Here is a 12,515-nt window from a genome sequence, read left to right on the forward strand (position 1 = left end):
TCACGGCAAGAGGGTTTTGCTGAAGTATGGGACAAACGTAAAAATTGGACAGCAGGAAAACCAATCCTGATCAGTTTGTTTCAGGTTCAAGCGGTCGGCATTGCACCCGAGGCGTCACCCACCGACCACCAGCGCGGCAGCAATTGCCTGACCTTGTTTTCGCCAAACCGGTCATCGATCAACATCACCACCCCGCGGTCCTGCTGGGTGCGAATCACCCGTCCCGCCGCCTGCACCACCTTCTGCACGCCGGGAAACAAATAGGTGTAGTCGTAACCGGCACCGAAAATCGCGGCCATCCGGTGTTTCAGTTGTTCATTGACCGGGTTCAGCTGTGCAAGTCCCAGGGTGGCGATAAAGGCGCCGATCAACCGCGCTCCCGGCAGATCGATGCCTTCGCCAAAGGCCCCGCCCAGTACGGCGAAGCCGATGCCCTGGCCCTCAGCACTGAACTGATCGAGAAAAGCCTGGCGTTGCCCTTCGGCCATGCCCCGCGATTGTGACCAGAGGTGGATGTGCGGATGGGTTTCGGCCAGCAATTGCGCCACCTGCTGCAAGTAATCGAAGCTGCTGAAAAACGCCAGGTAGTTGCCCGGGCGCTCGCTGAACTGCCGGGCGATCAGCGCCACGATAGGCGCCAGGGAAGACTGTCGATGCACGAAGCGGGTGGAGATCTGGCTGACGATCCGCACTTGCAACTGATCCGCATGGAACGGCGACTCGACATCGATCCATACCGTATTGGCCGGCGTACCGAGCAGATCGGCGTAGTAATGCCGGGGACTCAAGGTCGCGGAAAACAGCACGGTGCTGCGCGCCGCCGTCAGACGCGGGCCGATGAAACCGGCGGGTACCACGTTGCGCAGGCACAGCTGCGACAACGGGCGCTTGCGATCGAGGTCGCGCTTGCTGATGTCGAACAGGTACTGCTCGTCGAAAAGCTCAGCCACCCGGCAGAACTGCAGCAGGTCGAAGTAGAAGTTCTGCAGGGCGCTGTCCAGGCCCTGCGGGTGATCGTTGAGGTAATCGCCGATGCTGGCGCCACAGGAAAACAGGGCCTGGAGCAGTTTTTCCGGAGGCTTGTCGTAGGCCTGGTACGGCGCCAGTTGCGGGTTATGCAAGGCATTCCATTCACGATTGACCCGCTGCAGGGATTTCTTCAACGGTTGCGGTGCGGTTTTGCGCACGCCATCGAGGGTCGACTGGTCGAGGCTGGCGCTGTACATCTGCCGCCCGCGCTCCACCAGGTTGTGCGCTTCGTCCACCAGCACCGCGACTTTCCATTGGTTGGTCTGGGCCAGCCCGAACAGCAGCGCGCTGAAATCGAAATAGTAGTTGTAGTCGGCGACCACCACGTCGGCCCAGCGCGCCATTTCCTGGCTCAGGTAATAGGGGCAGACCTCGTGCTCCAGGGCCACCTCACGCAGGGCAGCCTGGTCGAGCAGCCGCCGCTCACTGGCCGCCTGGCGTGCGGCGGGCAAGCGGTCGTAGAACCCCTGGGCCAACGGACAGGATTCGCCGTGGCAAGCCTTGTCCGGATGCTCGCAGGCCTTGTCCCGGGCGATCATTTCCAGCACCCGCAGCGGTGGAGCGGTGGCGCTGTCGAGAATGACCTGCGCCGCATCGAGCGCCAGCTTGCGTCCCGGGGTCTTCGCCGTCAGGAACAACACCTTGTCCAGTTGCTGCGGCGCCAGGGCCTTGAGCATCGGGAACAGCGTGCCAACGGTCTTGCCAATGCCGGTCGGCGCCTGGGCCATCAGGCACCGGCCAGTGCTGACGGCCTTGAACACCGACTCCGCCAGATGCCGTTGGCCCGGGCGAAACCCGGCATGGGGAAACGCCAGTCGTTGCGCCGCGTCGTTGCGCGCCTGGCGATGGGCCATTTCCTGTTCGGCCCAGCGCAGGAACAACTGGCAATGGTGCTCGAAGAACCCTTTCAGCGTTTCGGCGCTGAAAGTTTCGACCAGGCAGGTTTCCCTTTCGCTGGCGATGTCGAAGTACACCAGCGCCACATTGATCTGCGCCAGGTCGAGTTTCCGGCACATCAGCCAGCCGTAGACCTTGGCCTGTGCCCAGTGCAGTTGCCGATGGTTGGCCGGCTGCCTGCTCAGGTCGCCGCGGTAGGTTTTGACTTCTTCGAGACAGTTTTGCGTCGGGTCGTAGCCGTCCGCCCTGCCCCTGACCTTCAACGTCCGGTACAGGCCTTCCAGCGCGACTTCGCTCTGATAACCGTCACCGCGCCGGGACGCGACCGTGCGGTGACCGACGATGCCTTCCAGGGCTGTCGGCGATGGCGTGAAACGCAGGTCGAGGTCGCCGACCTTGGCGGTGAACTCACACAATGCCCGCACCGCTATGCTGTAGCTCAAGCGCTCTGCTCCGCCCATTGCACATAGCACACGGCGATGGGCATCTGGTGTTCATGGCAGAACTCGAGCCAGCGCAACTGGTTGTCCTGCAGGCGATCGCCGGGGCCTTTGACTTCGATCATGCGATAGGTCCTGTCCTGCGGCCAGAACTGGATCAGGTCCGGCATGCCGGCACGGTTGGCCTTGATGTCCAGCAACAACCGGCTGAACCAGTGCTTGAGGTGCGCGGCCGGCAGGCAATCCAGCGCCTGGTCCAGCAGTTCGCCGCTCAATGCACCCCAGAAGACGAAAGGCGATTGAACGTTCCACTTGCTGGCATAACGTTCGCGGATCGTCTGCCGGTAGCGCCCGTCATCGAGTTCGGCAAGGCAGGCCTGGAACAGATCCGCCCGGCGCGCATGGAAATCCTCGTTGTGCAGATCCACCGGTCCGCGCTGGAACGGGTGGAAAAATGCGCCCGGCAACGGCGCGAAGATCGCTGGCCAGCACAGCAGGCCGAACAGCGAGTTGATCAGGCTGTTTTCCACGTAGTGCACCGGCGCCGATTCCTGCGCCAGATGGGCCTGAACGTAATACTCCACCGGCAGTTCGGGATCTATTCTGGGCAATTGCAGGTCCAGGCGCTGCATAGCCCTGGGCACCGGCCTTTTGTTCGGCGGGCCGCCCAGCTTGCGGCGCAACCTTGGCAGGACACGCAGCAACTGCTGTTGCTCGGCAGCGCTTTGCGGCGCTTGCTCGGCAACCGTGGCCAGGTCCAACGCCAGTTGGTACTCACCGCAACGCTCCAGCACTCGAATCATCCGCCCCCGCGCACCGGGCCAGTCGCAGTCACGGTAAATGCCCAGCGCATTGGCGAAATCGGCCACGCGTTCACAGTGCTGGCCGATCTGGAACAACAGCTTGGCGCGGCGCTTGTGCAGCCACGGATTGGTCAATGTCAGGGCGTTGATCCGCTCTACGACGGTGGCCAGCGCTTCACCGGCTGCGAAATCCTCCTGATACTGATGAAGCAACAGGCAGGTATCCACGTCGTCGCGAGTGCGCAAACCACGGGATTCGGCGCAGAACTCGACCTTTTCGTAGGTAAAGATGCCGAGGTCGGCCAACACGAACTCCGACCAGTCCTGATACAGATTGCCGAAAAACATCAAGCGCAGGCGGTCGCACAGGCCCATGATGGTCAGGCTGAACACGCGGTCCTGCAGGGCCCCGCACCAATGGTTGAACGCCTGGGCCTGGGGGAACTGTTCGGCCAATACCGGCAGCCAATCGGTCTTCCTGCCTTTGGGCTGATCGATGAAGGCGCCGAAACACTGCACGATTTCCGCCTTGAGCAGCATCTCGAACAGGGTTTCCAGGGTCAGCGGCGCCTGATCGTCGATCCAGCCCAGTGCCAGCAACGGGCCTGCAGCGTTGGCGATATCGCCGATCTCGAGGTAATGCAGTTTGTTCGCCCGGAAATGAATGCCCTTGCGCATCACCATCCGCACGAGCAGCGCGCGGGATTCACGGGGCAATCGATTGAAGTCGCGAATGAACGCCTGTTCGTCGACACTGAGTACATCGGCATAGCGTTGATCCAGCCAATCAAGCACTTGCGTGAAGTTGTTCAGGTAATAGAACGGATCGTCTAAGGGATTCTGGGTCACGGGAAAACACGGCCATGGCTGGAAATACTGGTTATGCGTACAGATACCAGCAACGACCGGTGCGGTGCAAATGGAAAAGGATCAGCGGCGACGGCCTGGCCGTTTTTTTTCGGTTCGGTCGAACTTTCTGCCGATCCACCGAACCAACCGCGTTAGAGGATTGACGGCGGTGGCCGGTCTCACCGTGGTCACTGTGTCATCGCAGAAAATATAGAGAGGTGCTCATGAACATCAAGAACCTGGGTTTACCCTTGGCCGTCGCCGCTTTCCTGGCCCTGGCCGGTTGCTCGACGCCGACCGTGGTGACACTGCAGAACGGCACCCAGTATTTGACCAAGGACATGCCGGACACCGACACCGCGGACGGTTTCTACGAATTCGAGGATATTTCCGGCGCCAAGGTACGGGTCAAGGCGGATGAGGTGGCGACCGTTCGCAAAGAAGACTGAAACCCTGTGGTAGCGAACCTGCTCGCGTGAACCCTAGGCCGCCGCCGGGCATCAGTCACCCTGCGTCATCGTTGATGACCTTCGCGAGCAGGCTCGTTCCCACAGATCCGGCGTTATCCCTGTGGGAGCAAGCCTGCTCGCGAAGAGGCCCTTACAGGCCAAACACCTTCAACTGCCGGTGCGGATCTTGTTCCACACCCGCGTGCGAATGCGGTCGATGTTCAGCGGCATCGCTTCCAGCGCAAACAGTTTCCCCATCATTTCCGGGCTCGGGTACACCTTGGTGTCGTTCTTGATCGCCGGATCAATCAGGCTGTCGGCCTGTTCGTTGCCGTTGGCGTAGTGCACGTAGTTGCTGATGCTGGCCATGACGTCCGGGCGCAGCAGGTAGTTCATGAACGCATAACCGGCCTTCTCGTCCGGGGCATCGGCCGGCATCGCCACCATGTCGAACCAGATCGCGGCGCCTTCCCTGGGAATCGCGTAGCCGATTTCGATGCCGTTTTTCGCTTCCCTGGCGCGGGTTTCCGCCTGCAGGATGTCGCCGGAGAAGCCCACCGCCACACAGATATCGCCATTGGCCAGGTCGCTGGTGTACTTGGACGAGTGGAAGTAACTGACATACGGGCGCACCTTCATCAGCAGCGCTTCGGCCTTTTTATAGTCTTCCGGATTCTTGCTGTGATGCGGCAGGCCCAGGTAGTTCAAGGCGGCCGGAAGCAGTTCCGGACCGTTGTCGAGGATTGCCACGCCGCACTTCTGCAACTTGGCCATGTTTTCCGGCTTGAAGATCAGGTCCCAGGAGTCCACGGGCGCATTGTCGCCCAGCACCGCTTTGACCTTGGCAATGTTGTAGCCAATGCCGGTGCTGCCCCACAGGTACGGGAAACCGTGCTCGTTGCCCGGATCATTGGTTTGCAGGGCCTTGAGCAGCACCGGATTGAGGTTCTTCCAATTCGGCAGCTGGCTCTTGTCGAGCTTTTTCAGGGCCCCGCCCTGGATCTGCCGGGCCATGAAGTGGTTGGACGGAAACACCACGTCGTAACCGGATTTGCCGGTCATCAGCTTGCCGTCCAGGGTTTCGTTGCTGTCGTAGACGTCATAGGTGAAGCCGATGCCGGTTTCGGCCTGGAAGTTTTTCGTGGTGTCCGGCGCGATGTAATCCGACCAGTTGAAAATCTTGACGGTTTCAGCCGCCTGGCTGAGTGTCGCAACGAGTGCCAGGGGCGCCAGTGTCAGTGTCTTTCGGAGCATGAGTCGATTCCTGTGTATGGGCTTTTGTTATTGGCAGGCAATCAAAAAATCAACATTCAAAAAATCAAGACGTAGGTCTTGCGCACGGTTTCCTGGATGTCCCAGATACCGAGCGTGTTGGCTGGCAACATCAGTGCATCGCCGGCTTCTATGTGAAGGGTTTCACCGTCATCCGGGGTGAAGGTGCAGCGGCCCTGGATGAAATGACAGAACTCCTGCGCCACGATCTGCCGACGCCAGCGGCCGGGCGTGCACTCCCAGACGCCGGTCTCGACGCCATCGTCGCGCTCGACGCTGGTGGTGGAAGCCACCGCTACGGGGGTGCCCAGCGGCACGGCCACCGGGTTCGATTCGTCCAGTTGCAGGGTTGCGGTGTGCTTGAATTGCGTGATGCTCATGGGGATACCTGTCGATGTAAAAGTCAGTGCATGAAGCCTTCCATGAAGCCGGCGATAGCGCTGGCCAGCTTGCGCCGCCAGGGCGCGGTCGCCGGGTTGGCGAGCACCTGGTCTTCGTGGACGAAGCTGCGGATGATGGCGTTGTACCCGAGCCAGCGGCAGGGTTCCGGCTCCCAGGCCTTCAGCGCGTGGAGACCGCCCTGCGGGATCACCCAGGGCTGGCGAGTCAACTCGGTATCGCGTTGCAGGATCAAGTCGGCCAGGGTTCGACCACCCAGGTTGCTGGCGCCCACACCCTCCCCGCCATAACCGCCGGACAAGGCGATGCCGCTGGCCGGATCACACAGCATGTGCGGCTGGAAGCGCCGGGACATGCCCAGGTTGCCGCCCCAGCCATGGGTGATGCGCACATTCTTCAACTGCGGGAAAAGCTCACCGAACAGATAACGGCGCAGCTCCACTTCATCGCGGGTCAAGTCGAAGTTATTGCGCAGCTTGCCGGCAAACTGATAACCGCCCCGCGCACCGAACACCAGGCGGTTATCCGCTGTGCGCTGGCCGTAAGTGACCTGGCGACTGCTTTCGCCGAAAGCCTGCCCGCCGCTCAGGCCGATTTCATCCCAGGTCGCGGCGGACAACGGTTCGGTCGCGACAATCAGGCTTTGCACCGGGAGCTGGTAACGGCCCAACTCTGGCAAGGTCGCGGCGTACCCCTCCACCGCCGGCACGACCCAGCGGCTACGCACCGAGGCTTTCGCCGTGCGCAGGCTGCCGGGCTGCCAGTGGGTGACCGGGCTGTTCTCGTAAATACGCACGCCCAGGCGCTCCACGGTCCTGGCCAGGCCACGCACCAGTTTCGCCGGGTGAAGGGTGGCGACGTGCGGCGCATAAATGCCGCCATAGGACTTGGCGATTCTGATCTGTTGCGCCAGTTGCTCGGGACTGAGCCAGCGATAGTCGCGCTCGGTCAGGCCTTGCCGGTAGAGGTTGTCCAGATACTGGCGCAAGCTGGCTTGCTGTTCGGGATAGCGCGCGGCGCAATACAGGGCCCCACCCTTGCGGTAATCGCAGTCGATGCCCTCACGCTCAAGGACAATCTCCACCTCATCGGCAATGCTGTGCAGCAGGTCGTAGGAGGCGCGGCGCTGTTCGACCGACAGAGGGGCCAACAAGCGGTCTTCTCCGAGCATATTGCCCATCAGCCAGCCGCCGTTGCGCCCTGAGGCGCCAAAACCCGCGGTCTGCGCCTCGACAATGGCAATGTTCAACGTTGGCGCCTGGCGCTTGAGGTAATACGCCGTCCAGAGGCCGGTGTAACCGGCGCCGATAATCGCGACGTCGACGTCCAGGTCCTGCTCCAGCGCCGGGCGCGCCACCAAAGGCTCGTCGAGCTGATCCATCCACAAACTGATACCGCGCCACGCCGACATGCAGAACTCCGCCACTCAAACTTCGATGGCGTTGATCCTAGTGCGTGGGCTCAGGGACTGTCTTGCGCGCGTGCACGCAAAGAAATTTGTTTGACGTACGCTTTGGGCGACAGGCCGGTGTGCTGGCGAAAACAGCTATAGAACGCCGACAGCGAATTGAAACCGGCAGCGAATGCCAGATCGTCGATGCGCAGCGGTGGCGTGGCGGCGTCCAGCGCGGCCAGCAGATGCCGCAACCGTGCCTGGTTGACGTAGCGATAGAAGCTCTGGCCCAGCACCTGATTCAGGAGATAAGACATTTGATTACGACTGTAACCGCACTCTTTCGCCACCCGTTGCAGGTCGAGTTCGGGATCCAGATAGGGTTGCTGGCGCTCGAAATAGTGCTGCAGGTCTTCCGCCATGAAACTCAACTGACGTGGCGACAGCCCGAGCCGGCTGGCGGCCGGTCGCGGCGCATTGCCCGATGAGCCACAAGGTTGTTCACGCACCAGCGATGCGTATTCGTTGACCCGCCAGATCAGGCCATCACGGACGGTGATCGCTTCACTGGCACGGAATGACACCAGGCCTTCACCGCCGCGCAAGGTAATCCGGTACTGAATGAACGCCGTGTCGCCATCCAGGCGAATGCGATCCGAGTGCTCCAGCGCCTCATCCGGATCACGCGGCATGCTGCTGCGCACGTACTCACGCAACTCGTCCAGGCCCAATACACGGTTCTGGAAAAAGTCGTTGTACTGGACATCCGGGTGATAGAGCGCCATGACGCCGTCCAGGTCGCGGTGTTTCCAGCGCAGGTGATAACGCAGGACCGTCTCGCTTGTAACCTGGGTTTGCAGCGCACCCTCTTCGTCGGCGGGCATTGGAGATCTCGATGGTAAAACAGTGAGCTTGCCGAAATTGACCCAGCGCATCAACGTTGATTCGGTAATGGCACTTCGCCTAATCATCGGCGTGCTGTGACCTGAATCAAAAAAAACTGAACCAATCGCCAATCGGCCTGAAAATTCCACATTATTTTCACATCCAGATGCTACTTTTAACCAGTCACCGGTTGAGCCAATGAAGGCTCTCCCCCCTAACATGAGCTAAAGGAAGCGCTCGGAATGAAGGCGGGCTATCTATGAATAAAGGCTTCAGCAAGGTCACATTTCCAAACGCCTGCCAGTTGATGCGCTGGCATTTTCATCCCATGGGTTTCGAGGCGAGCATGGACGCACCGGGCAGCATGATCGCCCGTCTGTTTGACCGCGCCAGTGGCGAGACCATGATCGCCATTGCCGGTATTCCGTGCGCAACCGTCATGAATGCGGCGGATGTCGAACGCATCATCGAAGCGGTGGAAGATGAGCTTGAGTCATTCATTCCACCGGTAGCCCTCAGGAGCTATGCTTGAGGCTCGCTCCCACACTGATTCCAAACAGAAAGCCCGCGTCATGCGGGCTTTTTGCCTTCTGTGGTTACACCACCTTTCCCACCCGCTGATCGGCAAAGAACGGCTTGCCCTTGCCAATCCGGTCGGACGCCTTGGGCATATTGGCCGCTTGGGTATCTTGCCCGTCGACGTACCAGTAGCAATGACTCACCGCCCGGGTGATGCCGACATAGGCCAGGCGCAGTATCTCGTCCTTCTGGGCGTTATCGTAGGCCTCATTGTCATTTGGCTTGCCAAGCCCCGCCATGCGATACACCTGATTCTTGTAAGGCGAACGGGTCAGGTGTTGGCAGTCGCCCAGCAGGAACACCGCATCGGCTTGCAGGCCCTTGGCACTGTGATAGGTCAGTTGCTTGAGCCTTCGCGATGCGTAGGGCAAGCTAGAATCCACATTAATTACGGACTGAATATGCTTTTCTATCAATAGCTTATCGCTGCTTTTTCGATAAAGCATCAAGATCGAATCACCCTTTTCATAGTGATCCATCAAGCGCTGGGCCATGGCCTGATCGTCGCGATCCAGCACGCTGACCGGCAGCAGCGGCCCGGCCTCACCGCTCGCCCGGGCCTTTTTGCCGGCGATGGCCGGTGCCGCACGAACGATGTGCTCGGCCGCGTCGATGATGTACTGGTGGCTGCGGTAGTTATCGCTGAGCATGACCTTGGTGGTGCTTGGCGACGGGAATTCTTTGTTGAACTCCATGAAATAGGTCGGCGAACTGCCGCGCCATCCGTAAATCGATTGCCAGTCATCCCCCACGCAAAGCAACGACGAATGCTGTGCGCCACGCCCCACGTGCATCGACGGCCCACGGCTGCGGATTTCCGCCAGGCTGGCGCGAATCCAGGAAACGATCTGCGGTGACACGTCCTGGAATTCGTCGATCATCAGGTGGGACAGAGGACGCAGAAGCTCATCGCTCAATAGCTTCTGGTTTTCCAGGGAATGCTCGCTGAACAGGGCAAACATCCGGTTGTAAGTCATCACCGGCGGCTTCTGATCCAGCAGATGGTCCTCCAGGGCACGCCAGTACAGGCTCAGGGCCTCGAAGAAGAACCGATCCGGATCGTCCTTGGCGAAACTCATCTGGCCGACAGCGTTCGGCACGTCCAGACCCAGGTTTTCGATGAACCCGGCTGCCGCGACGAAACAGTCGAGCAAGGGTGCCGAGCTCAGCTCGCCCTTGACCTTGTAATCGAACCCAGGCCCGGCACTGGCATCGCCGGCCAGCGATGCCAGGACCCGTCGAGATGAATCATAACTATCCAGCCAAATCAGTGGCTTACGGCAAAAAGCTTGAAACAGGGTGCGCTTGACAGCCCACTCTGCGCGTACGCTGAGCTTGGCATTCGGGCGACTGACCTGAGGGTTTTCCCGTGGATCGAAACCCAGCACCACCCATGCATCCAGGGCTGGAATGTAGCCATGGCAGTGAAACGTCGAGCCATTGATATCGAAGGTTTGCCGCATGGGTTCGATACCCTTGATCGGCCAGGCACCGGCGCCGAACCACAGGTCCTCGATGAAATCACACAGCTCTTCGTCACGCTTTGCCGCCAACTCGGTGACGGCAACACGCTTCTGTACATCCGGGTGATCGCGTTCCAGTTCCTTGAGCTGCAAGGCGTGGCGGGACAATGGCTTGATCAGCTCGCGGAATCGCTCGTCGCGGTCGTGCAATTGCTGGTAGCAGGCGTTGAGCAACTGGCGCTGAGCGTCGTTGATGCGCAGATCGAAAGGATTGCTGTCGATATCCTCTTCGCCACCCTGCGGGCGATTGCTGAGGTTTTCGAACGCCTGCAGACGCTCGAAGCCAGGCAGGCTGCGCACCATCGGCAGAATTCGCGAGTGAAAGGTGCGCACCAGTTCCCGCGCCTCCTTCAAGCTCAACGCACGCCCCCAAAGCGCCAACAACTCGATCAGCTTGTTGATGAAGTCCTTGCGCGACTCGCGGGTGAAGGTCACCACGGTCATCGAATCGAGTTCAAACCCCAGGTACTGGGTCAGCAGCACGATACGCAGCGCCAGGGTCGTCGACTTTCCTGCACCGGCGCCGGCGATGACCGAGGTCGACGGCGTGTCACTGAAGATCATCTTCCACTGCGCGGCGCTGGGCTGCGCATGGGCTGGCAACAGGCGCGCCACATCGGCCTTCATGCGTTTCTTCAGGTCGGCGCTCAGCGGCAGGCGCCAGTCGTCGAACAGCTTGTCGTCGACATTCGGCGGACGGTGTTCAGTCGAGCGCGAGTCACGGATCAGCAACACCTGCCGACCTTCCTCCAGGCCTTCGAGCTTGCCTTCCTTATAGCCGTAGTCGACACCGGCGCTGTGCCCGCTGCGAAAACCATCGGCCTGGCCGTGCAGCCACGAGGCGCGGTGTTGTGCGCGCAGCCGAGTCAGGCCATGGCCAAAGAATCGGGCGGCCAGACGCTTGAGCAAGGGCATCTCGGCCAGAGGACGAAGTTCAGGAGGAAGATCGGAGGTGTGTTGCGGCACGCGCTGACTCCAGGGTGTGAGGCTGTTGGGACTATGGTGTCTGCATTCGCCGTTCAATTCTAGTGAAATGCTTATAGGTCATTGGCTTATGCGATGAAGTGAAGGTCGGATGAGAATGTTTCGAGGTTATTTTAAATCGATTTATTCGATGCTAATGCGGCATTTTTTACGCTTTTTAGCGATTGGTTCCTGATGGATGATGCTCGCCATCAAAAGCCTATTCAGGAGACGATCATGCTTGAACTCAGACCTTTCAAATCCTTGGGCGGCGCCCATCATGGCTGGTTGGATGCCCACCACCACTTTTCGTTCGCCGAGTACTATGACCCCAAACGCATGAACTGGGGCAACCTGCGCGTCTGGAACGATGACGTGATCGCCGCTGGCACCGGTTTCCCGACTCACCCGCACCGGGACATGGAGATCATCACCTACGTTCGCGAAGGCGCGATTACCCACCAGGACAACCTGGGCAACAAGGGTCGTACCGAAGCCGGCGACGTCCAGGTCATGAGTGCCGGCACGGGGATCGCTCACAGCGAGTACAACCTGGAAGCCACTGATACCAAGATCTTCCAGATCTGGATCATTCCCAATGAAACCGGACTGGCACCGTCCTGGGGCGCCAAGCCCTTCCCCAAAGGCGATCGTGAGGGTTTTGTGACATTGGCCAGTGGCAAGTCAGGTGACGATCAGAGCCTGCGGATTCGTGCCGATGCGCGCCTGGTCGCCGCGAACCTGAAGGCCGGCGAGTCTGCCGAGTATCGGTTGGACAATGGTCGTCGTGCTTATCTGGTTCCCGCCACGGGCGTCATTGAAGTCAATGGCTTACGCGCACAAGCTCGAGACGGTGTTGCGGTGGCCGATGAGCAGGTACTGCGCGTCACGGCCATCGAGGACAGCGAGATCGTGTTGGTCGATCTGGCTTGATGCAGCGTCCACCTGCAGGAGCGCGCTTGCTCGAGAGGGTCGGCGTCGGTAACGCGGGCTGTCTGACACCCCGCGTTGACCGGCACTCCATCGCGAGCAAG

Annotated in this window: 10 protein-coding genes; 3 read left to right on the forward strand and 7 right to left on the reverse strand. The window is 60.3% G+C overall.

Features of this window, described 5'->3' with window-relative positions; all coding sequences use genetic code 11:
• Window positions 1-86: 86 nt before the first annotated feature.
• Entirely contained in the window at window positions 87-2,369 is a 2,283-nt protein-coding gene (locus tag ACM6IM_RS06100; RefSeq protein WP_414864517.1) for an ATP-dependent DNA helicase, read from the reverse strand.
• Window positions 2,366-4,018 carry a VRR-NUC domain-containing protein gene (locus tag ACM6IM_RS06105; protein WP_414864518.1) on the reverse strand — a complete coding sequence of 551 codons (1,653 nt, stop codon included), beginning with the start codon at window positions 4,016-4,018 and terminating at the stop codon, window positions 2,366-2,368. The genes ACM6IM_RS06100 and ACM6IM_RS06105 overlap by 4 nt, the downstream gene beginning before the upstream one ends.
• A 224-nt stretch (window positions 4,019-4,242) precedes the next feature.
• Here ACM6IM_RS06105 and ACM6IM_RS06110 point away from each other — a divergent pair, with 224 nt between their 5' ends.
• The gene (locus tag ACM6IM_RS06110) at window positions 4,243-4,467 is read left to right on the forward strand and encodes a YgdI/YgdR family lipoprotein (protein WP_192308062.1); all 225 of its coding nucleotides are present in this window, start codon (window positions 4,243-4,245) and stop codon (window positions 4,465-4,467) included.
• A gap of 168 nt (window positions 4,468-4,635) precedes the next feature.
• Here the strand turns inward: ACM6IM_RS06110 and ACM6IM_RS06115 are convergent, their stop codons facing one another.
• The 4 genes from ACM6IM_RS06115 to ACM6IM_RS06130 are packed head-to-tail and all read right to left on the reverse strand — an operon-like array spanning window position 4,636 to window position 8,415.
• Complete coding sequence (locus ACM6IM_RS06115; protein ID WP_192308063.1) at window positions 4,636-5,721, reverse strand: polyamine ABC transporter substrate-binding protein; 1,086 nt, start codon at window positions 5,719-5,721, stop codon at window positions 4,636-4,638.
• 56 nt (window positions 5,722-5,777) lie between these two features.
• Entirely contained in the window at window positions 5,778-6,119 is a 342-nt protein-coding gene (locus ACM6IM_RS06120) for a cupin domain-containing protein (protein WP_192308064.1), read from the reverse strand.
• A 23-nt stretch (window positions 6,120-6,142) separates the two neighbouring features.
• On the reverse strand, window positions 6,143-7,549 hold the full coding sequence (locus tag ACM6IM_RS06125; protein ID WP_192308065.1) for an NAD(P)/FAD-dependent oxidoreductase: 1,407 nt from the start codon (window positions 7,547-7,549) through the stop codon (window positions 6,143-6,145).
• A 50-nt stretch (window positions 7,550-7,599) separates the two neighbouring features.
• Complete coding sequence (locus ACM6IM_RS06130; RefSeq protein ID WP_201192267.1) at window positions 7,600-8,415, reverse strand: helix-turn-helix domain-containing protein; 816 nt, start codon at window positions 8,413-8,415, stop codon at window positions 7,600-7,602.
• A gap of 260 nt (window positions 8,416-8,675) precedes the next feature.
• On the opposite strand from ACM6IM_RS06130, the gene ACM6IM_RS06135 reads away from it, so the two are divergent.
• Window positions 8,676-8,948 (forward strand): DUF1652 domain-containing protein, encoded by a 273-nt coding sequence (locus ACM6IM_RS06135; RefSeq protein ID WP_150711725.1) that lies wholly within the window; start codon window positions 8,676-8,678, stop codon window positions 8,946-8,948.
• 64 nt (window positions 8,949-9,012) lie between these two features.
• On the opposite strand, the gene ACM6IM_RS06140 is transcribed toward ACM6IM_RS06135, so the two are convergent.
• Window positions 9,013-11,484, reverse strand: coding sequence for a UvrD-helicase domain-containing protein (locus ACM6IM_RS06140; protein WP_414864519.1), 2,472 nt, complete (start codon window positions 11,482-11,484; stop codon window positions 9,013-9,015).
• A gap of 234 nt (window positions 11,485-11,718) precedes the next feature.
• Here ACM6IM_RS06140 and ACM6IM_RS06145 point away from each other — a divergent pair, with 234 nt between their 5' ends.
• Window positions 11,719-12,414 (forward strand): pirin family protein, encoded by a 696-nt coding sequence (locus tag ACM6IM_RS06145; RefSeq protein ID WP_192308068.1) that lies wholly within the window; start codon window positions 11,719-11,721, stop codon window positions 12,412-12,414.
• The last annotated feature ends 101 nt before the right edge of the window (window positions 12,415-12,515 follow it).

It is taken from the genome of Pseudomonas sp. IT-P12 (assembly GCF_949767465.1).
Classification (GTDB): Bacteria; Pseudomonadota; Gammaproteobacteria; order Pseudomonadales; family Pseudomonadaceae; genus Aquipseudomonas.

Excerpts from the sequence above, each read along its gene's own strand:
- ACM6IM_RS06125 (WP_192308065.1), bottom strand. The coding sequence starts at position 7,549 with ATGTCGGCGTGGCGCGGTATCAGTTTGTGGATGGATCAGCTCGACGAG.
- ACM6IM_RS06145 (WP_192308068.1), top strand. The coding sequence starts at position 11,719 with ATGCTTGAACTCAGACCTTTCAAATCCTTGGGCGGCGCCCATCATGGC.
- ACM6IM_RS06130 (WP_201192267.1), bottom strand. The coding sequence starts at position 8,415 with ATGCCCGCCGACGAAGAGGGTGCGCTGCAAACCCAGGTTACAAGCGAG.
- ACM6IM_RS06120 (WP_192308064.1), bottom strand. The coding sequence starts at position 6,119 with ATGAGCATCACGCAATTCAAGCACACCGCAACCCTGCAACTGGACGAA.
- ACM6IM_RS06135 (WP_150711725.1), top strand. The coding sequence starts at position 8,676 with ATGAATAAAGGCTTCAGCAAGGTCACATTTCCAAACGCCTGCCAGTTG.
- ACM6IM_RS06115 (WP_192308063.1), bottom strand. The coding sequence starts at position 5,721 with ATGCTCCGAAAGACACTGACACTGGCGCCCCTGGCACTCGTTGCGACA.
- ACM6IM_RS06110 (WP_192308062.1), top strand. The coding sequence starts at position 4,243 with ATGAACATCAAGAACCTGGGTTTACCCTTGGCCGTCGCCGCTTTCCTG.